Here is a 21,830-nt window from a genome sequence, read left to right on the forward strand (position 1 = left end):
CATAATTCATAATTCATAATTCATAATTCATAATTCATCCTCTTTCCCTTGTTAATCGATCTATGGCATCACCTAAAGCGGTAGTCAAGCTTTTCCGTGTCTGGGAGTGGTTGTCTTGCTCGGTTTTTAAGACTTGAAGTATGCGATCGCGTTCTTTAATAACAGCAATGAGTTGGGTTTTTAACTCCCCAACAGATTGAATCTGTTCGACTTCTTGCTGAATGGCTGTTATAGCTGTTGGATCGTCAAGTAATTCTGCCTCAATACCCTTGATTTGCTCTATTTGTTTTTTTAACGACTCTATTGTTTGTTGTGCCATTTGAGCATCGGAACGACGCTGTTCTGCTTCAGTATTGTAGAGCTTGCGCCATTTTTCTGCACTTTGCCAAGCAGCATCACGTTCTACTTGCAGTTCTGCTATCTGTTGTTTGAGTGCTTTGATTTCTGCTAACCACTGTGGTGTTAATTCTTGAGCCATATTAGGAAATTAAGGTTATTTATACAGTGTATTCTTTATACAAATAAATATGAAGATACGCAAATTTGTTTCCAAAATGAGTGACCGTTGACCGTAACAACTTATTACGTGCAGCCAGTAAATCTATTAACTGTGGCTGCTAAGAAGTACAATGGCGAGCTGTTTAATATACAGAAATGCGATCGCGACAATGTCTCAACCCCCTCACTATCCCATTATGAACTCTGATGCCAAAGCAGCGACTCTAAAACGGCTGCGTCAGCTAAGCCGTGTCATGGACAAAGCAATTACCATTCCGGGAACCCCGATTAGTTTTGGTCTAGATCCGATTTTGGGATTGATACCTGTTGGGGGTGATTTTTTAGGAATTATGTTTTCAGCATACATAGTCCTAGAAGCAGCTAGGTCGGGAGCGCCAGCAGCCACGATAAGCAGAATGGTCTTGAATATAATAATAGATGGAATATTAGGTGCTGTACCGGTAGTAGGAGACTTGTTTGATTTTGCCTGGACAGCTAATGAGTACAACATTAGACTACTAGAAGATCACTTAAAGTTTCCCAGACAGAGAAAAAGCACAGACAAGTGGTTTGTGTTTGGTGTGTTAACTATATTGTTCATTGTTACTATTGGACTGGTAGCATTTGCCGTGATACTAATGAGGCTGTTTGGAACCTTGCTTGAAACTCTGCTGAGATCTTTAAGTGGCAATTAGATGAGTACAAAATAATTGATGAAAGATTGGTGGGAAGCGACTTTTCCTAAAGGTCGGCAAAGTCTGATTATTACCGATGCTAATGGGTATCCCGTACAAATCGCTTATGGTGAAAAAGGTACGGGTCAACCCCTGTTTTTATTGCACGGTGTTGGTAGCTGGAGTTACAATTGGCGTTCCAGTGTAGATACATTATCCAAACATTTTCGAGTTATCTGCTTTGATGCAAAAGGTTATGGTTTTTCGGAAAAAGCAGTGACTCGTAAAGAAAAGAATGGTCATCAAGTTATTGAGTTCGAGAGAATTATTCGTTCTCTATGTGATGAACCCGTGATTCTTGTGGCAGAATCATTAGGCGCATTAATTGCTCTAGCGCTTGCACAAAAAAATCCCCAACTAATAGCGCGACTGGTGGTACTGAATGTGCCGATCTTTGCCCAACGTTTACCTCATTGGGGAATGTGGTTACTTTCTCAAATGCCTATAGAGATAGTACAAATCATTGACTCCTTGAGAGTACCACTGTTGTTTGCGCCAATCGTTAGAGAAATTATGGCAGTAGAAAGGCGAGGTGTTCTGTTCGATCCATCCATACTTACTCAGGAAGACGTTTATTGGATAACTTACCCCTATATTGAGCTTCCCGGTACGCTTGCAAAGGTAGCGGAAGAATTACAATTAGCAGCAAGGGAAATTGAGCATTTGCAAACTAGTAAACCCAGTTTTCTTGCTAATATTCAAAATAACCTCAGTACAATCGGATGTCCCACACTTGTTTTGTGGGGAGAACAAGATACGTGGTTTCCTGCAAGTGATGGGGCGAAACTGTGCCAATATCTGCCTAACGCAAAGTTACAAATTCTGCCTAACTGCCGTCATGATGCATCTTTTGGTGCTGCAAAAGATGTGAACGTAGCAATTCTTGAATTTTTAAGAAATAGCTAGCACCGAGTTTGTAGTTGCGATGTATGCATTCGCCGCTAGGCGTGTCGAAGGCACAAACAGTGCAACTACAAACTCATACGTCTTGTACTGACAGCTATGAAATGTGGAATATGGATGTCGGTTGGACGCATACCTTTGTGGCGCGATCGGGGCTTCAATTAAGACTAGACTACACACAAAATACGTCAGACAAGCGGGAAGGCTTACACAATTTTTAAAAGTATCAGGTTGAATGAAAATAACGGCTACGCCGTTACAATGTATAGATCTTGTTAATTCTTTAGGTGAATTTTTGTACTTAACAATAACCTTTCTATGGATTCTATTACAACAAATGAATGCCCGAACGTTTCATTTCTGTAAGTGTAACCGACTTATCCTTCAGTAAATTTTACTTATATTTTATGTAGAAAGTGTATCACAAATAATTTTGATAGGTGATACACCCTGATAATAACACCCTTGAAGTCGTTTACCTTCTTTAATTTAACTAATTTCTCTTATTTTAGTGGTCATTTTGGCAATTATTTATAAATGAAAAAAATTGATAAAAACATAAAAAAAGAGTGGGAGCCAGCATACCAATCGCTGTGATGCTCCCACTTATCATTTGCCGCTGAAGCGTTGCGGAATTAATAGAGATGTTGTCAGTTACTTAGGGGGCTTTCTGTAGTTAACAATGTCTCTACCAGTCCTATTGCGACAAATGCACGCTTGTTTCTTTGAAGAAGATGGATTGTTTCTGGCAATTGATTCTCTTGGAGTTGGAAGTACGTCAGATAGTGTTTGACTTCTTCCTAGGATAGATATCCTAATTTCAGACTCACATCCTTGCCATTATTTCTTATCTTTAATTTAGTTCATTGTCTGAAGAATCTGTTGCCAGTATGGCAAGCTTTTTAGCATTTATCTAACCGTTAATTTCATCACAATTTCAGATAATAAGAGGAGCAGAACCGCCTCTTTTCTGACACGAGATGACTCAACTATCTTGAATATATCATTTCTAGTTTGATGGAGAATGCAGGGCATTACCCCTCATTTATCATTCTTCTATTACAAGTTTTTAATTGTTAGTGATTAACGAAAAATATTTCCAAAAAAAAAGAGTGGGAGCCAGCATACCAATCGCTGTGATGCTCCCACTTATCATTTGCCGCTGAAGCGCTGTGGAATCAATAGAGATGTTGTCAGTTATTTAGGGGGCTTTCTGTAATTAACAATGTCTCTACCAGTCCTGTTGCGACAAATGCACGCTTGTTTCTTTGAAGAAGATGGATTGTTTTCGGCAATTGATTCTCTTGAAGTAAGAATTTCATCATATCAGTCTGAGTTCTTCCTGGAGTAGATATCCTGATTTTGGACTCACATCCTTGCCGTTATTTCTTATCTTTAATTTAGTTCATTGTCTCTGGTATTTGTTGCCAGTATGGCACGCTTTTTAGCATTTATCTAACCGTTAATTTCATCACAATTTCAGATAATAAGAGGAGCAGAATTGCCTCTTTTCTGACACGAGATGACTCAACTATCTTGAATATATCATTTCTAGTTTGATGGAGAATGCAGGGCATTACCCCTCATTTATCATTCTTCTCTTACAAGTTTTTAATTGTTAGTAACTAACGAAAAATATTTCCAAAAAAAAGAGTGGGAGCCAGCATACCAATCGCTGTGATGCTCCCACTTATCATTTGCCGCTGAAGCGTTGCGGAATCAGTAGAGATGTTGTCAGTTATTTAGGGGGCTTTCTGTAATTAACAATGTCTCTACCAGTCCTGTTGCGACAAATGCACGCTTGTTTCTTTGAAGAAGATGGATTGTTTTCGGCAATTGATTCTCTTGAAGTAAGAATTTCATCATATCAGTCTGAGTTCTTCCTGGAGTAGATATCCTAATTTTTGACTCATATCTTTGCCGTTATTTCTTATCTTTAATTTAGTTCATTGTCTCTGGTATTTGTTGCCAGTATGGCAAGCTTTTTAGCATTTATCTAACTGTTAATTTCATCACAATTTCAGATAATAAGAGGAGCAGAATTGCCTCTTTCCTGACATGAGATGACTCAACTATCTTGAATATATCATTTCTAGTTTGATGGAGAATGCAGGGCATTACCCCTCATTTATCATTCTTCTTGTACGGGATTTTAATTGTTAGTAATTAACGAAAGGTCTCTTTTCTCTAAAAAAAGAGTGGGAGCCAGCATACCAATCGCTGTGATGCTCCCACTCATCATTTGTCGCTGAAGCGTTGCGGAATCAGTAGAGATGTTGTCAGTTATTTAGGGGGCTTTCTGTAATTAACAATGTCTCTACCAGTCCTGTTGCGACAAATGCACACTTGTTTCTTTGAAGAAGATTTTCTATTTCAGACACGGGATGTCTATAAAATTCCTAATTGATTTTTGAACTGTTATGTAAGATAGGTAATGCCCACCAAAAGTCTCATGTGGTAGGCATTACTCACCCTACAGCACTTAAAAATTTTCATAAATGATTTAGGCTTCCTATATCAATTTTAGATATGTGTTGCGTTTCTGAGTGCGCTTTTTCAGTAGGTTTTATTGAGGTTATTGGATATCTTTTTTAGTTTTAAAAGAACCATCTGATGTCATTTATGGTTTTTAATTTATTGCATTAACTTTTTTCTTGGGTGCCACTCTGGCACGTTTCTTAGAAGTCTAAAAAACGTTAAATACACTACAAAATCAGATGAGAATATATGTAACTACTTCTTTCAACTTCTTTCATGAGATGAAATGAATTAACTATGTTGAAATATATCATTATGTTTATTGCTAAGAATGCAGGGCAATACCCCTCATATGTCAGTTTTCTTTAACAGTCTTTAAACCAATACTGCAAGGGCTCTCGAATTTTTGTAGGTTGGACAAAACCAACAAATGCCTGTAATGTTAGGTTTCGTTCCTCAAAGGCCACATCGCTCAACGGGGGGCTTAGGGGTCCCCACGAAGTGGGGTTGGGGGGAAACCCAGAGCAGTTGCTCCTCTTGGGCAAAAACGACAGGTGCTATCTCCTGCAAAGACGCTGCGCGAACAACGGAGGAAACCTCCCTCCGGGTTCACACCAGTCCCGGTGGTCTCGGGAAACCCCCCTACTTTCTCTGGATTCACCGCAACGCACTGTCTCCCTAAGACCGCACTGCTCTGGGCACGCGAGTGACTCCCCAACCTACTACCGCATCCACCTGAAAATGTTAGGTTGAGGCTGCTCTGGGGCAGGGGGCACGGGAGCTGGGGGGAAAGAATCACAGACTCATTAACCGATTAATTTCTACCCAACAAATTAACCTAGATGCGCTACTACGTGTTTTCGCATTTTTAGGCTTAACCGACAAGTATTGGTCTTTAAACTGTTATCAATTAACAAAAAGAATTTATAAGACAAAAAAGTGGGAGCAAGCATATTAGTCCCTTTCTTGTTCCCCCTCTTTTTTTACTACTGAAGCTTGATTATTGGTAGGGATTTCAGCCATTTATACATTTCTTCGTCTAGCTGTTCTGACTCCGTCTACCTTCTTTATTGGCGAAAAGTGTATCACAAATAATTGAATATGTGATACACCCTGATAATAACACCCTTGAAGTCGTTTACCATCTTTAACTGTCTTTAATGTATAGAGCTTATTCATGTCTAAGTTGCCATTTTGGCAATTCTTCTATTAATTAAAGACTGTTAAATACAATACTTTTTTATTAAAAAAATATTTTTTTAATGTATTTAAAATTATTTATAAAAATTTGTAAATGGTCTGTTGTCCTAATTTTCAAACAATTAGTGAGATAAACCGCTAACCTCACTTTGTACAACTTTGTCTGCTTGTAGGTAACTTTGTCAAAATTTTTAGAAGCGGTTGAATCCATATGCTCTTCTTACCTTTGCTTCTCTGCTTTCGGACTTCTGCCTTCTTCACGAAGCACAGACAATTTCAAGACTAGACCAGCGTTCGTGCAGCAATCTAGCAAGCGCCCACAAACCCGATATTTCGCTACGGCGATGACCGACAGCGATCGCATTCATTTTCGTTTCTTGCAATGCAACATCAGCCCCTTTGCGTAACTGTCCGGTAACGTAGGCTGTTGCACCGCGATTTGTTGCTGTTCGTACCAGTTCGTCTGTCATTGCACCGACAACAGCAATTTTTCGGACTTTGTGATGGTTATCAACTCCACGTATGTGCTCGTATCCACCAAAAATTTGACTGATGCGATCGCACAACTCAGCAAAGCTTTGCGTTGGAATTTCTCCAATCATTCCAATAGGTCTGTTTTGTTTCTCACCCAAAACTTCCAATTCAGACATTTTCAGTATTTTCGCCAATTTTGGGTTAAATGAGAGTGTTAAACGTTCATCAAATGCCAAATGATAAGAGATAACACCGATATCTGGTGCAAGTTGTTTTGCTTGAAGTTTCCAAGGTCGATGTAAGAACAGAGCATCTAAATTTTCTGCGTCCACCCATTCTTGCAACTCCGTCCAAGGTTCTAGCACTAAACCCAAACGCTTGATAGGACGTATTGAAGGGACATACACACCCCCTTGCTCTTCCTGGGAATATTTATCAATATCCAAAGAGTCATTTAGGAATTCTGCTATCTCTTCTAACAAAAGAGAGTTAAGTTCAAAAATCATCAGTAATTTAACGGTTGTACTTAAACATGAGAAAACGCTATTTATTGTAACATTCCTGAGAGTAAGAGAATCAGTCTCTAAAAAGATCAGAATTTTTTTACTTTCATAATTTTCAGCAACTATATAATATTGCTATAGCAATCCTCAATCATTTGAAAAAAATTTGAATTGCTAATAGCTAATTGCTTTTTGACCATTAGCTATTAGCCATTAGCAGTCTTCACTCTTATTTTTATATTTCATTGAGGACTGCTATATATCTTACGATAGACATTTTTAGATAGAAACCTTTTGGTCGCTTAACTTCTTTTAATTTTATGGCTAGATATGCAGTTGCAGTAAATTCTTTATACCCTTAGGCTCGCTAGGAGGAAGCAGAGAAAAACAGGTACTTAGATAAAACACAATTGCATTCTTGACTTAATACTGGATGTTTTACAAATTGTTTATGCCTATAGCTTTTATTCCTCACGGTCATTGCTATCTTTGGAATCCTGGATTAGTTTGGCTAAATATCTTATCAGACAGCTGTATTGCGATCGCCTATTACTCAATTCCATTAGTACTCTGCTATTTTGTCCGCAAGCGTCAAGATTTACCGTTTCCTGGAATTTTTTTGCTGTTTGGAACATTCATTGTTGCTTGTGGTACTACCCATGTTATGGAGATCTGGACACTTTGGCATCCAATTTACTGGGTGAGTGGATTGTTGAAAGCCCTAACTGCTATTATTTCGCTATATACTGCAATCACTCTAGTACCGTTAGTTCCTTTAGCACTTGCTCTTCCGAGCCCAGAGTCTTTAAAAAAAATCAACTTAGAACTAGAACAAGAAATTAATGAGCGAAAGAAGATAGAAGAAGCTTTACGAATAGTTTCGCAACAAGAACGAGAAAAAGCAACCCAGCTAGAAATCACCTTAGAAGAACTCACTCGCACTCAAAGTGTGTTAATTCATAATGAAAAAATGGTAGGTTTGGGGCAATTAGTTGCAGGAGTTGCTCACGAAATTAACAATCCCGTTAGCTTTATCTATGGCAATGTCGCACACGCTCAGATCTATGCTCAAAGTTTGTTAGAGCTTATAAAACTCTACCAGCAATATTACCCCAACCCTGTAGCAGAAATTCAACAAAAAAGAGACGGCATTGAATTAGATTTTATTGCAGAAGATTTTTCCAGATTATTAATTTCCATGACAGCAGGTGCGAGACGCATTAGCCAAATTGTGTTTTCCTTACGGAATTTTTCCCGTCTCGGTGAAGATACGCTCAAAAAAGTTAATATTCATGAAGGTATAGATAGTGCGCTGTTGATCTTGCACCATCGTTTACAACAACACGAAACTAGAGAAATTCAAGTTATCACAAACTACGGCGATCTGCCCCTTATAGAATGTTATCCCAGTCAACTGAATCAAGTGTTTATGAACATTCTTAACAATGCTATTGATGCTTTAGCTGAAATCCACACTAAAGAAATAGAGTTGGATGGAGCGATTAAGGTTATACAACCAATAATAGAAATTTCTACTTGTATAAAAAAATATAATGAAAAGAGTCAAAATATGGAAGAACAAGACTATGCTGTCATTAATATCGCTGATAATGGTTGTGGAATCAAGCCAAGCATCCAACAGAAAGTCTTCGATCCATTTTTTACAACCAAATCTCCTGGTAAAGGAACAGGTTTAGGATTATCTATCAGCTATCAAATTGTAGTGAACCAACATAAAGGAAAACTTTGGTGTCATTCAGAGACCCATTTAGGAACGACTTTTGTTATTGAATTACCAATAACAAGTAGTTCACCACATTGATTTTGAGGGCTCTCAAAACTTGGCATCACCTCGTTTTGGTAGCTCCGCCTGGGAATACCTTAAGGGAAGCTCAGCCTCGCAGTTTGCATTCTGTGCTAGATTCACCGGAACGAGAGAGGAAAAATCGTTTCACCTATCAGAATTAATGTGGCGGACCCCAGTAAGGAGTGACCAAGACAATGACTGCCAAAAAGCTCACAATGCTCATCATCGTCCACTCTACAACACTAATACTACTGTGGGAAGCGCAGGTATTACTTGTGATGCCATCTCACCTGCTATAAATAAAACTTGAATTTTTACTATCTTCAGTATTTTTACGCAATTTAATTGCTCTCTAAAATCTCTGTAGCTTGCACAATTATTGCATTATATAGCACGGATTTATTATTTCAAAACCAACAGAAAAAACGAAACTTAATTGGATAAGTTCTGTCTTATACTGAGGGAGGAAACTCATTTCAAAAGCACCAAGTTGTGCTTTGTCAAAAACTGTGAGTATAACTACTAAGACCTCCCCGTGAATTCTACTTTTTTATTCAACAATGCGCCAGCTTGCACTACTTTTAAGTATCTGGGTAACTGCAGTTTCACTGCCAAATCAACCGGCATTTGCAGAAAATGCACCCATTCCACTAGCTTCTGACAAACCGTTGGAATTAAATCTATTGGCCAGTCCCACAGGTTCTGTTGTTACGGCTAACACCATCGAGCAAGAGAATTTGACAGTTCCTAGTTTGTGGTTGGCAAAGGAAAATTCGGAAAACAAACTCCTAGATAACTGGATAGCATATCCAGTTTCTGGTGCAGAACCCGCCAGAATTGACTTGATCGTTAATCAACAAATTTGGACTTTGCTAGATTATCTAGAACGATATGATTTCGTAAATCGTTTGGGTACAGTCGCACGCAATTATGGTTACAATATGCGCGTGTTTAACTATCAACAAGAACGACTGGCAACCTATACGTGTAATTTTAGTGCGAGTCCAGCTATGTGCAGAATAGACATGAATCTTCAAAGCAAGCTGGGGTTAAAATAAGTCAGAATTCGCAATTCGGAATTCGTAATGAAAAGTACAATTACGAATTCCGACTTATTCCCCTACCCTTGAATGCGAGCAAATAAGGCTTGATACTGAGCCGTGGCTGTTGGTGATAGAGGAAGTAAAAAATCACTTTTATCAAAAACGTCAGTATTCATCTGTAATAGATTACGTAATGACTCTTGCATATCGGATGATGGTAAATTTGCGATCGCCGGAGAATTCGTTTTGGTAAGCAAAGATATTTCTTGAGCAACTTGAGGAGTTAAACAAAAATCAACCCACTGGTATAGTAGATCTTCATTTTCCTTACCTGCGGGGCTTACCCAGAGGTCAGCCCAGATTGCGGTTCCAGATTTGGGAACAACTACAGCCAGTTGGGGATAACGCCCAAGTGTTTGGACAACATCATTTGACCAACCCACAGCCAGCCAGGTGTCCCCAGTAATTAGGGGTTCTAAATACTTTGTTGAACCGTAAAATTTTACCTGTCGATCTAGTGAGACTAGTTCTTTTTCTAAATTCGTAACTTTATCAAGATTTTCCTGATTGTAAGATTGCCCCAGTTTTTTTAAAACCAAACCAATTGCTTCTCTTGGCTGTTCCAACACCGAAATACGTCCTTGTAGGTCATTTCGCCACAAATCGCTCCAATCTGTTGGTGTCCATCCCAATTCTTGGAACTTGTCACGCCGATAAACAATCACCGTACTCCCCCAACGATAAGGGACCGCCCAAACCTTCCCTTTAGAATCAATCTGACCTTTGTCATTGCGCGTTACTAAGTTTTGCCACCGTTTGGGTAAAGCAGACCAATGCTTTATTTTTGCCACTTCTAATGGTTTAATGAGTTTGTCTTGAATGGCCTGAGTTAGCCAAAAATCTCCCATCGTCACTAAGTCAGATATAGCTGATTTCTGATTAGATTTCATGAAAGGTAAGGAAATTCCCCATTCTGGTTCCTTGGTATTTGTTTTCTTCTGCCAATCTTTCAATTTCTCAATTAAGTCTTCTAATTGCTCTACCGGAGCAAACTTTAATTGTGCCTTCAATCCCCGGCTAAATTGACTGACCACTTGACCGGGAATAGAACCTTTTAACAACTGTACGTTGAGTGTTGCTTGATTATGTTCACTGCATCCAATCAGCAGTTGTGACAGTGCTAGCGCACTTGTACTCAGTAAAAAAGACCTTCGCTCCATTGATTTTATATTTGAGATGCCCGAACTTTCAGTTAAAACTGCCATCAGTTACCGCTTTGCTGCAACTTCCAGTGTAAGTTTAACAGTGACTGGCGAGCGGTGACCAGTTAGGGCAAATGCCCGTAAGTGTCTGGGACAATAATGTCTTCAATTGTAGACATTCATTTTTCTACATAAAAAGGGTCAGTAACACTTTAAGAAATTATGTAGAAATATTTCAAATTAAAGATTTAAATAATGCATTTCAACAGAAAATATTAAAAGTTAAAAAAATCATAAATATAGTTAATATTGCCAGGAGATTTTATAACATAGAGAGAAATAAGCGGACGAGGGTATTACATGGAGCCATTACAAAAGCAAGTCCTGACATTGAGTCAAAAATTGGATGCCCTCTACCAGGTCATTGAGCAGCTTGATGGTAAGGTTTCTCAAGCTTTATCAGATTGCAGCTTGGCAAAAGAAGAGTCAAGGGATAATTTCCTGGAAAACAGTAGCGATCGCCGTCACCAGTTCAAAGGACATTCCATTTTCAATTCAGAACTCGAACATAAGGATGTCATAGCCGATGGCATTTATTCAGATAGCAACCTTCAAGCTGGGGATAAACAAATAACACCAGAAATTCAAATTCAACGTCTGACAGCACAATTAACAGCAGCGTACAACCGCATAGCAGCTTTAGAAGAACAATTACTTCTTAAAAGAATAAGCTCTTAATGAAAACCAAATTAACTTTTTACTTTTGAGTTTTAACTGAATCTTCTAAATTTCCCCATTTGAGTCAATTCGTCTATTAGCAACGATCCCCGAGGTTTAAATTCAGAAAACAGGTTTTTTTCACAAATTAAAGCTCAAAGACTTTTAGTCGTCGCATGTAAGTAAAGCCCGCCCAGATAGTTTCAAAAAACGGGGTTACACGAGTACTTAACCATATTGATTTTGAGAGCAACAAGAGCCGCGACTTCTTTAAGAAGTCGCGAATCTCGATCGACCCAATCTGTCAAATTTTCCGTGGCGTACTACTAGTCCCCGTAGGCGGACTTTATTTGTTTTTCAATCTCTTGCAAAAGTTGGTGTTGTTGCCATTCTTGGTAGAGATAAGCCGCAATGCAAGAACCACCAGCACCTACACCTTCTTTTACAAAACCCTTTTCGTAAGCTCTCAGTTGCTCGTAACAAGATTCAGCAAAGCTTAATTCAGTGGCCAGTAAAGGCGGAGTGAATAATTCATAAGGAGTATTGCTACCCCTACCAATAAGTTCAGCTAATTCAATAGTTCCCCCTGTTGAGTCCTCTGCTACCCAACGGGTTGTTCCCACAATGACTTCTTCAACTTGCCAAGGTAAGCCATACACTTGTGCGATCGCACAAATCAAAGCATAGACTGCCAGCATTTGTGTTCCACCTGCAAGCAAAACACCACAGCTGCGACTTAAAGCAAGAGTCATTCCAGCAACTGCGACTTGCATGGGATCTCCCACTGCAGCGACAAGTTCTAGGGGATCAATTGGGGAGTGAAGGAGTGAGGGAGTGAGAGAGTGAGGGAAGTTTTTCTCGCTCCCTCCCTCTTTTGCTCTCTCCATCTTCTTCAAACCAGCTTGCACAAGCGCCCACTTTTGAGCGTGATTGCAAACAGGGTGACTGCTGTTAACTTTTCCAACGGCTTGTACACCCAAGCCAGTCAATATTGCTAGAGCAGTTGTCGTTCCTCCAACAACGCACTCGCTTAAAATGTAATAGTCTTTTCGGTCATGATTTGCTAAGCGTTCGCCCCATTCCATCCCTTGCTTCAATAGGTGATGGACTGTTGCAATATCCATAGCCTTACCTTGGCTCAAACACTTGGCTGGAGAACCGCCCAAATCTATTACAGGAACAGGAGGGGACTGGGGCAAACCAGCATTAAATATATATACTGGTATTTTTAGTGTTTCAACCACAGCACGGGTAATGAAGACGGGAGACACTCCAGCTATGAGTGGAGGTAAGGGATACTTGGGTTTTACACCAGTACCGTAGTATAAAAACTCAGCGTCTGCACAAGCAGTGTATTTTCTATCCTCTGGCGTTGAACCAGCCGCAGAAATACCTGGGATCAAACAAGTGTCAGTATATCCTAGAATGCAAGCAAACACGGGTAGACAACCTCGATACTTAGTCATCCATTCCTTAGCTTGCTCAATTTGAGTATAAATGCGAATCATATGGCAGTACGGTTCAGTTAACAATACTCATCCTTGAAGAGCCCCCATCTCCCCCCAACCCCAGCTACGGTAGTGTACGGATCTCTAAAAAAGAGATGAAACATCGTGAAAAGGGAGAATTGGAATGAAGTTCCCCCCTTTTTTAAGGGGGGATCGAAACCGCTTTTAATGCACCATAGAAGACTTGTGTACACCACCGCAGTTGAGCGCTCGGAGGCTAGAGGGGATCGAGTCTTATCTGAACCGTATTGAATCATATGGTTTGGTTAGTGGTTCGTGGTTAGTAGAACAACCAACAACTAACAACCAACAATTATTCGTAATCTAAAATAACTTGTACCCAACGTGGAGGGCGGGGAATTGGGTTTCCCAAGCGATCCAAGAGCAGCCATGCGCCCAAATGTACTACAAATAGATAGATAAAATTGTTCAAGACAATCAGAGCGATCGCGCCGACTTGAATCAAGAATACGCTGGGGCTGGACAAAATACCTAATTTGAGAAATATCCACTCGATGAAATCCGTCACTTGATTGATTACGTAAATCCAGAGGTCTTCATTAGATAGTACAGACAGCAACCACACTCGGAAAAATACCCCCAAAGTTCCCAGTAGCGTACCCAAACTAATGGAAACGATCCAAGGAACGCGGCGAGTCCAAGTTGCGCCCAAAAGAACACCCATAAACGCAAAGGGCATTACAAAGAGAAGACTGCGGACTGGTCCCATGAGGACTGAAAGCAACAAACCAGAAGTCAGAGCTGCCATCCACGCCGCCCTGCTACCCCAGCGAAGGTAGACTAAGGCGATAGGTACGGGGAAAAATATCCGCAAAACAGGTCCTAGAGGAAAGTAAAAATTAATAAACCAAATTAAGCTCGCAGTGCTAGCCAAAAATGCTGTTTCCACCACTCTTAGTGGTGCTTCCAATTTCATAGAATTTTGATTTAAATCGTTTTTCTTTACCATCAATTCATCAAACATCCATTTTTAGCTATCAGCAACCAGTTCTTCACCAGTCGCCGGTCACCCATCACTTTAAACAATCATTCGTTCCAAAGCTGATATATCGGGAATACAGATAACATCTTGCTCTCGTCTAATCAGACCTTTTTTTTCTAACCTTGTTAAGACCCGCGTGACAGTTTCCCTCGCTAATCCACTTAAACTGCTCAATTCTCGGTGAGGTAAATTAGGAATTTCTGTTCCCGCTTGTGCCTTTTTGCCCTGTCCTTCAGCCAAAAACAGCAATGTGTCTGCCACTCGTGATTGACTGTCAGATTCCCGCAATCGCAGCCGCCGATTGACTTGGCGCAATCGCCGCGCCATCAGTTGTGCCAATCGGACTCCAGCCAGAGGTTCTGTATAAAGCAATTTGAGAAAATCCTGGGATGGCATACTGCCAATTACTGTAGGAGTCAGTGTAATTACATCGGTGGAACGAGGTACTTCGTCAAGGGCTGCCATTTCGCCAAATAATTCTCCTTTTCCAAGGATATTTAGCGTCACTTCTTTACCCTCTAAATTGTAGGTACGAATTTTTACCCAGCCCTCCATAATAAAATACACAGAACCGCCCCAATCATTTTCCAATAGAATAACTTGGTTTGCTGGGTGAGTGCGGGTCACAAGATGGGTGAGCGCAGGTTCTACGACCGTTTCTGGCAGCCCCTGAAAAAAGGGAGCCAAGTTCATCCAGGAATTGCCAGGTGCTTGTAAGCTATACCTTTCTTCCATCACAAAATCTTTACTGTACTGTTAAGCAGCAAAATATAACAGTTCCTCTGTAAGCATATGCTATTAAAGCACAAGCCACTCAATATAAAGCTAAACTATGTTACACGATATAGCAGTCGGAATGACTCTTATAAAAAATGTTTACCCAACTATTAAATTAGAGTAAAGTTTTTCCAACAATCTTATGCAGCAAACGCGCCTTTCTCAACGGTCACCAATGATACAAGCGCTCTCGCATTACATTGTAGATAAACTACACTCATGATACTCAAGATCGTTTATTTTTGGTAACCTAAGATTTCTAACAGCGAGCCGCAACAAAAATATAAAGATGAGAGAAAAATAACAGCGTACAGAGCGAGATTTGGTCAACTTGCCGATTAAGAACACTTTTTGTGTGCCGAAACCGCAGCGAGCTGTTAAGCTATTCTCTCAAAGTAGGCGAATTTTTGACACATCATATTGATAGACGCCGCTATTCACGAATAACATAAATTGCAACAGTTGTACAGCACTTCCTAATATCACCCAACTTACAGTTCTATATAAGGTAACTTAACGTGACTTCCCGGTTAACAGAAACTCAAACCTTAATTGCAGATATTGACCGCTTACTGACTAACAAGCGACTGTCTCGGTTTCTCTCGAGTCAAGCGTCAGAACCCCGACAGATTTTAGAACAAACTCGAAATTTTTTAGTCAGGTTGGCTGAAAGCGACGAACAGGAACGCGAGCAACAAATACAACAATCTCGCTTGCTTGCAAGATATGCAGGACAAGACGAAACTGCCCAAACATCTCCTGTGGAGCAGTACGAACTTCAACAACAGGAAACCGCCGATACTTCTACTGTGAAAGGAGAATTTTCAGCTTTTCTGGCACCTTTGCAAGCAGAATTGCAAACCCTGCTGCAAGAACGGGCAAATATTGTGGAGGAAATCAGGCAATTAGAACAAAGGCGGTTGCATAACTACTCCTTAGCACAACAAGTGGCGAATCAAGAGCACATGATTTCAGAATTCTTGCAGGTGCTTAAGAATCGCCTGGTCACTGGTTCAACGTCTCCTGTAAATGAGACTAATTCTCAAAAAATATCCATTCCCAGTACTGACAATGCTTCTGCTACGCTTAGTCCCAGAAGTTATGTCCAGCCCATCACAACTTCTACTCCAGCACTTTCACTGCACTCAGCAGATCGAGTTGAGGAGGTAGCAAGACTCGCCCGAGAACTCGATCAAAAGTTACTAGCACTTGATGGAACTGTGAACGTTGTTTTTGACTCTCTACAGCGCAACATCCACACTTATCATGAGTCTTTATCACAAGCTCTTGCAAGAATGCACAGCAAAGGAGTCCAGGGAGAGCAGTTACTGACGGGTTTGATTGGTAATTTAACACAACATTTACAGCAGTACACTTATGAGAGCGAACCATCTAATAATGATGTAAACGAGGAAATCTTAAAGCCCACCCTATCTCAACAGTTAATACCTGAGTTATTAGAAGCCAAGCCAGTTGAAACTTTATCCTCACCCACAAATACTGCTATTGCGACCCAGACAGACTTTGAGGTATATGAGGACGCTGATACCTCAGAAACTATAAGTGCAGTCCAATCTCCTCTCGAGCGAGACACGCAAAAAAACTTAGTTAGTTATAGTACTGCTGATAGCGGAGAACTGGATATTTCTCAAACAGAACCGGATGAAGTCGATCGCCTGTATGCCAGTCTGTTTGAAAATGAGGTACGCGATCGAGAAACAAATGTCGCAACAAATGAGGCAAAAGATATCACCCCTAAGGAAACAAATGTCGCAACAAATGAGGCAAAAGATATCACCCCTAGGGAAACAAATGTAGTAACAAACGTATCACTGAGTCAAGTAGATGTAACGGACGAGTCTGCTGATTCTCCCATTACACCTGTGATTGCTCAAGTGCAACCAGAAGTCCCATCACGGAAAGTTCCTGTGGAGGTTAAAGATGTTAAAAAGGCAACAAATTTTATAGATGAGTTGTTTATGGGTATTTCATCCTCCCCACCCACAAAAACTTCTTCTCCAAAAGTTAATCCAATTGCAAAGGTAGTTCCACCAGAAATTACTCCTCATATCAATCAGTTTACACATTTTGTAGATGAGTTATTTACAGATGTGACGCCATCCTCATCTACGCAAATTCCACCCGCAACCACAAATCCAATCCCAACGGTAGCACCACAGGAGAGGATTCCTGAGGTTCAAAACTCAACAAATTTTATAGATGACTTATTCACGGAAACTCCACCCTCAACAACAGATGGAGAACAACTCGATTCAGAAACTTTCTTACACGAGATGGTTTTTGAAGCACCGAATGCGATGGATTTGGTAGAGGGTAACGTAACGGATTTCAAAGAAGAGTCAATTACAGACGACACAATCCAACCAGCCGAGCCCACAAATCAAGAAGTCCCTGCTGGTTCTACCACTTCGATACCAGATCCTTGGGTGGAAGGTTCGGATAAAAAACTTTTGAATCTTACTCATGCCGACACTCAGGAAAGACAAGAGATTCCTGTGGAAATTACAGGGGTGGATAGCGTAGTGAGCGATGAAGCAACTTTTATGGTTGATGAACCGCCCAGTGCTGATATCATTACAGCCTTAACTGACTTACTAAATGATACGAGTGATGGCGAACAGGTTTTGGAAGAGTCTCCTATTATACCAAAAAATACAGAAATTGCCACTTCCGAAGCTCAACCTTCAGTGACCATCATCGATAATCGTGATGCTGATTCTTCTCAAGAAAGTTATATTCCCGCTTCTCCACAAGAAAGTTTGCTACTGCAGGAGGAAAATCAATCTGCGGAAGTTGCTGATATTTCATTGGAAGAAGCCCAGTTGCAGCAATTGGAGCAGGATTTGGCGAGTTTTGATGGAGAACTCAATTCTCTGCTCGAACCTCTTCAGGATTTAGAAAATCGAGAAAATGCACAAAGTCGGCTTATCCCGCCAGAAGTTCCACAACCGACAGGGACTGAGTCGGGAGCGATCGCAGAAAAAGAATTGGTGGCTGCAACTGAAAAAAAAAATGAAGCGACAGAAGAACAACTTGTGGGTTCTTTAGTTTCCATTTCTCGTTCCACAGATGATAAAGAGGTAACACTTGAAGCTGCTAACTCAGTTTGGTATTTAGGAATTGATTTGGGGACAACTGGAATTTCTGCTGCACTGTTAAATCGCTCTACAACCGAGGTTTATCCTCTCTACTGGATAGCAGAAAATCAACCAGAGACAAGTGCGCGGTCTTTTCGTTTACCTGCAGAAGTTTATTTACCAACGGCTTCTGTAAATGCTAATGAAACAGAGAATTCTCACTCCCACGAGCAAACGCCAGCTGCGGCTGTGGGTGAAGAAAAGTTATCTGAGAGTGAAGGTGGAAGTTCCCAAGGGGGTGCAACTCAATCGCACAACCTATTTTCAGCGCAGTTAAAACCGTATTTGCAAATCGCCCTTCCTTACAAAAACGAACAACAAAAATGGGAACCGATTTTGCAGTTAAATGACTTTTCTACAGTTCCTTTGGTTTGGGTTGTGCGATCGCTTTCAAAACTGCTGTTAACCTTAATGGCAGACCGCAGCAGCACAACTTTAGGTTTAACGGCTGCTGCTGTTGGTATAGAGCAAGACATTTTCCGGATCATTATGAGTCGCGTGACGGGCGTCATTTGTAATTGCCCGTCGAATTGGTCGGAACAGTATCGCTTTAATATTAGAGAAGCGATACTCACAAGCAAACTGGTAAAGCACTCACAACAAGTCTTCTTTGTAGAAGAAGCGATCGCCTGTTTGCTGTGCGAACTAGATGGTGCTAATGGGGAGATTGTCAAAATCAAGGGTCGCCAAGGGACTCGTTTGGCAAAAACCAGCGATCGTCCTTTAAACGGTAGCACTCTTGTCATTAATATTGGAGCCGACGCAACAGAAATGGCGCTGGTTGATTTGCCAGACAATTTAGAAGACTTAACCCATAACGATTTCATGCTCCACGGTTTTACCTATGCGGGTTCGGGAATCGAGCAAGATATTATTTGCCAATTGCTACTTCCACCAAAATGGCGACAACCGCGTACTGACAATCAAAGCGAGAGCAAACCGGTGAGCAGCAACCCCTGGCATTGGCAACCCGCCGTTCCTGGCTTAGATCGAATGAGTTTTTCTAGCTTGGGTTTAGAAGAATTAACTTTGCCAAGACCGGGAGAACCCGATTTGGTAGAACGAGTGCGTTTGCAGCAACGTCTGGAAAGTTCGTTGTTAGGAAAAGCAGTTGTGGATGCAGCTGTTGCTCTCAAGTTAATCCTACAACACCAAGAATCCTTCACCTTAGAATTAGCCGATCAAAAATGGGTATTGCAGCGGCGAGACTTAGAGAGCCAGGTGTTTGTCCCCTTTGTACGCCGTATTAATCGAGAACTCAACAGATTGTTAGTTGCTAAAGGCTTACCCACAGAAGCAATCAATCAAGCCATCTTAACGGGAGGGGTTGCTTCCTTAGGAGCTGTCAGTCGGTGGCTGCGTCAAAAATTACCAAATGCCAGGATTATCCAAGATTTGTACCTCGGTGAAAACGGTTCACCCACTTGCAGCCGGGTTGCATACGGTTTAGCCGTGCTTCCCCTGCATCCTCAAGTCTTAGAAGTTTCCAGACAACAGTACACTGATTACTTCCTCTTCACGGAATTGCTGCGAATCTTGCCAACTCGACCGGTATCTTTTGGAGAAATCATTCAGTTGTTTGAGAATCGCGGTATCAACACGCGCAACTGTCAGCAACGCTTGCTTGCTTTTCTAGAAGGCGAACTTCCACCGGGTTTAGTACCAACAAGCACTGAAGCGACCTGGCTTGTTCCGGGTTCATCTGAGAATCCCGATTATCAAGCCTTCTCGGCTGCACCACTGTTTGAAAAGCAAGGAAGTCTCACCTATCGTCCCAATACTCAGCAACTGCAAGCGATCGCTCGTTATCTTGATGCCATCAAAGCCAGTACCCGCCAATCACTCGATGAACCCTACACTGTTAATTTTGCTATAGGCGTCCTTCAGTAAGAGGGGACAAGGAGGACAAGGGAGACAAGGAGGACAAGATCGAAGTTTCTTCCTTATCTATCTTGTCTACTTCCTCTCCTTTCTCTGCAATTCCCAATGTCTAAACCCTAAAAATACAGAAAGTTTAAATACTCCTCCCTATCTGAAAGATTATATAAAATTTCAGTTGTGACCTTTCACTTAAAAGCATTACTGGTCTATATTAATACTATATAAATCTCCGTAGATAAAAACTACTCCTCCCGTGTCTACTTGTACATCCGATAAAACAGAAAGCCAATCTATTGATGTAGGCGTTTTCAGTCAATATAATTCAGTTGAGTTTCCACACCAACCCGTACACCCCTCCGCTACAAGTATCATCAAGCGGTTAATTGATATTTTAGGAGCTATTGTGGGGTTGTTGATTACAGCTATAGTAGCAATCCCCGTAGTCATAGCTACCCAGTTAGACGATCCAGGTCCCCTCTTCTACAGTCAAATACGTTGTGGTATTAATGGACGTAAATTCCGTATTTGGAAGTTCCGTTCCATGATAGTGGATGCAGATCGGCTTAAGCACTTGGTAAAAAACGAAGCCAAGGGTCACATATTTAAATCAACTGAAGATCCTAGAATTACAAAAGTAGGCAAATTTTTAAGACGCACAAGCTTAGACGAATTACCTCAATTTTGGAACGTCCTCAAAGGAGAGATGAGCTTAGTAGGGACTCGTCCACCGACTCCCGATGAAGTTGTCAACTATGATGTCCACCACTGGCAAAGATTGCAAGTGAAACCAGGGATTACAGGAGAATGGCAAGCCAATGGTCGTTCCTGTATTACCGACTTTGAGACTATAGTCAGCATGGATCTTGCCTACCAGCGCAAGTGGTCGGTGATGTACGATCTGTATCTGATTGTGAAAACAATTGGAGCAGTCGTGAACAAGAAAGGTGCCTGTTGAAGGCGATCGCATTTCAGCTACATCATCCGGAAGGGCAATATTGCCCATCTAAGCGACAACATTTTAACTTATTCAGGGTGCGTGCTATCTTTATTTTTATACAGGCTTCTATTCAGTCCGCGCAGGCGGATTAACCCTTAACGCCACTACCAGTTTCTGTTGGAACAATATAACGTTGTAAAAACAGAAACAAGACCAGTACTGGAGCAATGGAAATAACCGATCCAGCAGCTACTAACCGCCAATCTAGGGAAAATGTACCTGCCAACTTTGCTACACCTAAAGGAAGAGTATAGAGACTTTCGTCTTGAATGACAATTAAAGGCCAAAGAAAATCACTCCAAGAACCAATAAAGACGAAAATTGCCAAAGTCACTAAAGCAGGACGAATGGCAGGAAGCATAATATGCCACCATATCCCCAATTCGGAACAACCGTCCATGCGTGCGGCTTCTTCCATTTCTTTAGGAACGCTCATAAACGCTTGTCGCAACAGAAAAATTCCAAAAGCAGAAGCTAAGCTAGGAAAAATAATTCCCAAATAAGAATTTCTTAAACCCAACTGGACTGTCAGGATATAAAGGGGAATCATTACGATTTGGAAGGGAATCATAATAGTGGAGACGATCGCAATAAAAATCCAATCTCTTCCAGGAAATGACAATCTTGCGAGTGGATAAGCAGCTAAAGCGCAAAAAACTAAATTTAGACTGACAGTCAGCACTGCGACTAAAGTACTGTTAAACAAGTACTGTCCAAAAGGGTTTGTTTGCCAAACCGTCACAAAGTTATTGAGAGTAGGTTGACTTGGCAGTAACTGCGGTGGAGACTGAAAGATATTTTCCGTTGGGGATTTTAACGCCGTACTGATTAGCCAAAATAAAGGGAACAACGTTGCTAGTGCTATGACTCCCAATAGCCCATATGTCCCTAACTGATTTTGGAGCTTAGACTTTATCATTTTCAAATACCGCAAGAAACGGGTGGCT

The 21,830-nt window shown here is 40.9% G+C and carries 15 protein-coding genes; 8 read left to right on the plus strand and 7 right to left on the minus strand.

Features of this window, described 5'->3' with window-relative positions; genetic code table 11:
* Window positions 1-34: 34 nt before the first annotated feature.
* Window positions 35-478, minus strand: coding sequence for a hypothetical protein (locus HC643_RS19975; RefSeq protein ID WP_038100302.1), 444 nt, complete (start codon window positions 476-478; stop codon window positions 35-37).
* Window positions 479-668: 190 nt separating this feature from the next.
* Between HC643_RS19975 and HC643_RS19980 the strand changes: the two genes are divergently transcribed.
* The 3 genes from HC643_RS19980 to HC643_RS19990 are packed head-to-tail and all read left to right on the plus strand — an operon-like array spanning window position 669 to window position 2,356.
* Window positions 669-1,193, plus strand: coding sequence for a DUF4112 domain-containing protein (locus tag HC643_RS19980; protein WP_038100307.1), 525 nt, complete (start codon window positions 669-671; stop codon window positions 1,191-1,193).
* An 18-nt stretch (window positions 1,194-1,211) separates the two neighbouring features.
* A complete protein-coding gene (locus HC643_RS19985; protein WP_038100305.1) occupies window positions 1,212-2,138 on the plus strand; it encodes an alpha/beta fold hydrolase in 927 nt (308 codons plus the stop codon).
* Between the two features lie 23 nt (window positions 2,139-2,161).
* Window positions 2,162-2,356, plus strand: a complete 195-nt coding sequence (locus HC643_RS19990) for a hypothetical protein (RefSeq protein ID WP_153021478.1) — start codon at window positions 2,162-2,164, stop codon at window positions 2,354-2,356.
* 3,714 nt (window positions 2,357-6,070) lie between these two features.
* On the opposite strand, the gene HC643_RS19995 is transcribed toward HC643_RS19990, so the two are convergent.
* Window positions 6,071-6,793, minus strand: a complete 723-nt coding sequence (locus tag HC643_RS19995; RefSeq protein ID WP_038081092.1) for a Nif3-like dinuclear metal center hexameric protein — start codon at window positions 6,791-6,793, stop codon at window positions 6,071-6,073.
* Between the two features lie 448 nt (window positions 6,794-7,241).
* On the opposite strand from HC643_RS19995, the gene HC643_RS20000 reads away from it, so the two are divergent.
* Window positions 7,242-8,612, plus strand: coding sequence for a sensor histidine kinase (locus tag HC643_RS20000; RefSeq protein ID WP_237265908.1), 1,371 nt, complete (start codon window positions 7,242-7,244; stop codon window positions 8,610-8,612).
* Between the two features lie 545 nt (window positions 8,613-9,157).
* Window positions 9,158-9,655: a hypothetical protein gene (locus HC643_RS20005; RefSeq protein WP_038081087.1), complete on the plus strand. Its 498-nt coding sequence runs from the start codon at window positions 9,158-9,160 to the stop codon at window positions 9,653-9,655.
* A 62-nt stretch (window positions 9,656-9,717) separates the two neighbouring features.
* Here HC643_RS20005 and HC643_RS20010 read toward each other — a convergent pair whose 3' ends face one another.
* Window positions 9,718-10,860: an extracellular solute-binding protein gene (locus tag HC643_RS20010; protein ID WP_038081093.1), complete on the minus strand. Its 1,143-nt coding sequence runs from the start codon at window positions 10,858-10,860 to the stop codon at window positions 9,718-9,720.
* A gap of 342 nt (window positions 10,861-11,202) precedes the next feature.
* On the opposite strand from HC643_RS20010, the gene HC643_RS20015 reads away from it, so the two are divergent.
* On the plus strand, window positions 11,203-11,580 hold the full coding sequence (locus HC643_RS20015) for a hypothetical protein (RefSeq protein WP_038081085.1): 378 nt from the start codon (window positions 11,203-11,205) through the stop codon (window positions 11,578-11,580).
* Between the two features lie 305 nt (window positions 11,581-11,885).
* Here HC643_RS20015 and cobT read toward each other — a convergent pair whose 3' ends face one another.
* From cobT to HC643_RS20030, 3 genes are all read right to left on the minus strand, one after another.
* Window positions 11,886-13,067, minus strand: a complete 1,182-nt coding sequence (gene cobT / locus HC643_RS20020; RefSeq protein WP_038081084.1) for a nicotinate mononucleotide-dependent phosphoribosyltransferase CobT — start codon at window positions 13,065-13,067, stop codon at window positions 11,886-11,888.
* Between the two features lie 313 nt (window positions 13,068-13,380).
* Window positions 13,381-14,052, minus strand: a complete 672-nt coding sequence (locus HC643_RS20025) for a DUF2232 domain-containing protein (RefSeq protein ID WP_038081082.1) — start codon at window positions 14,050-14,052, stop codon at window positions 13,381-13,383.
* A 54-nt stretch (window positions 14,053-14,106) separates the two neighbouring features.
* Window positions 14,107-14,805, minus strand: coding sequence for a Crp/Fnr family transcriptional regulator (locus HC643_RS20030; RefSeq protein ID WP_038081081.1), 699 nt, complete (start codon window positions 14,803-14,805; stop codon window positions 14,107-14,109).
* 560 nt (window positions 14,806-15,365) lie between these two features.
* Here HC643_RS20030 and HC643_RS20035 point away from each other — a divergent pair.
* Together HC643_RS20035 and HC643_RS20040 are read left to right on the plus strand one after the other, a co-directional pair.
* Window positions 15,366-19,895 (plus strand): hypothetical protein, encoded by a 4,530-nt coding sequence (locus HC643_RS20035; protein ID WP_038081079.1) that lies wholly within the window; start codon window positions 15,366-15,368, stop codon window positions 19,893-19,895.
* A 244-nt stretch (window positions 19,896-20,139) separates the two neighbouring features.
* Window positions 20,140-20,841, plus strand: coding sequence for a sugar transferase (locus HC643_RS20040; protein ID WP_038081078.1), 702 nt, complete (start codon window positions 20,140-20,142; stop codon window positions 20,839-20,841).
* Between the two features lie 130 nt (window positions 20,842-20,971).
* On the opposite strand, the gene HC643_RS20045 is transcribed toward HC643_RS20040, so the two are convergent.
* The gene (locus tag HC643_RS20045) at window positions 20,972-21,802 is read right to left on the minus strand and encodes a carbohydrate ABC transporter permease (RefSeq protein WP_038081076.1); all 831 of its coding nucleotides are present in this window, start codon (window positions 21,800-21,802) and stop codon (window positions 20,972-20,974) included.
* Between the last annotated feature and the right edge of the window lie 28 nt (window positions 21,803-21,830).

This window comes from Tolypothrix bouteillei VB521301, assembly GCF_000760695.4.
GTDB lineage: Bacteria > Cyanobacteriota > Cyanobacteriia > Cyanobacteriales > Nostocaceae > Scytonema > Scytonema bouteillei_A.

Coding starts and splice junctions, on each gene's coding strand:
- HC643_RS20030 (WP_038081081.1), bottom strand. CDS start 14,805: ATGGAAGAAAGGTATAGCTTACAAGCACCTGGCAATTCCTGGATGAAC.
- HC643_RS19980 (WP_038100307.1), top strand. CDS start 669: ATGTCTCAACCCCCTCACTATCCCATTATGAACTCTGATGCCAAAGCA.
- HC643_RS19995 (WP_038081092.1), bottom strand. CDS start 6,793: ATGATTTTTGAACTTAACTCTCTTTTGTTAGAAGAGATAGCAGAATTC.
- HC643_RS19985 (WP_038100305.1), top strand. CDS start 1,212: ATGAAAGATTGGTGGGAAGCGACTTTTCCTAAAGGTCGGCAAAGTCTG.
- HC643_RS19990 (WP_153021478.1), top strand. CDS start 2,162: ATGCATTCGCCGCTAGGCGTGTCGAAGGCACAAACAGTGCAACTACAA.
- HC643_RS19975 (WP_038100302.1), bottom strand. CDS start 478: ATGGCTCAAGAATTAACACCACAGTGGTTAGCAGAAATCAAAGCACTC.
- HC643_RS20005 (WP_038081087.1), top strand. CDS start 9,158: ATGCGCCAGCTTGCACTACTTTTAAGTATCTGGGTAACTGCAGTTTCA.
- HC643_RS20025 (WP_038081082.1), bottom strand. CDS start 14,052: ATGTTTGATGAATTGATGGTAAAGAAAAACGATTTAAATCAAAATTCT.
- cobT (WP_038081084.1), bottom strand. CDS start 13,067: ATGATTCGCATTTATACTCAAATTGAGCAAGCTAAGGAATGGATGACT.
- HC643_RS20045 (WP_038081076.1), bottom strand. CDS start 21,802: ATGATAAAGTCTAAGCTCCAAAATCAGTTAGGGACATATGGGCTATTG.
- HC643_RS20000 (WP_237265908.1), top strand. CDS start 7,242: ATGCCTATAGCTTTTATTCCTCACGGTCATTGCTATCTTTGGAATCCT.
- HC643_RS20010 (WP_038081093.1), bottom strand. CDS start 10,860: ATGGAGCGAAGGTCTTTTTTACTGAGTACAAGTGCGCTAGCACTGTCA.
- HC643_RS20015 (WP_038081085.1), top strand. CDS start 11,203: ATGGAGCCATTACAAAAGCAAGTCCTGACATTGAGTCAAAAATTGGAT.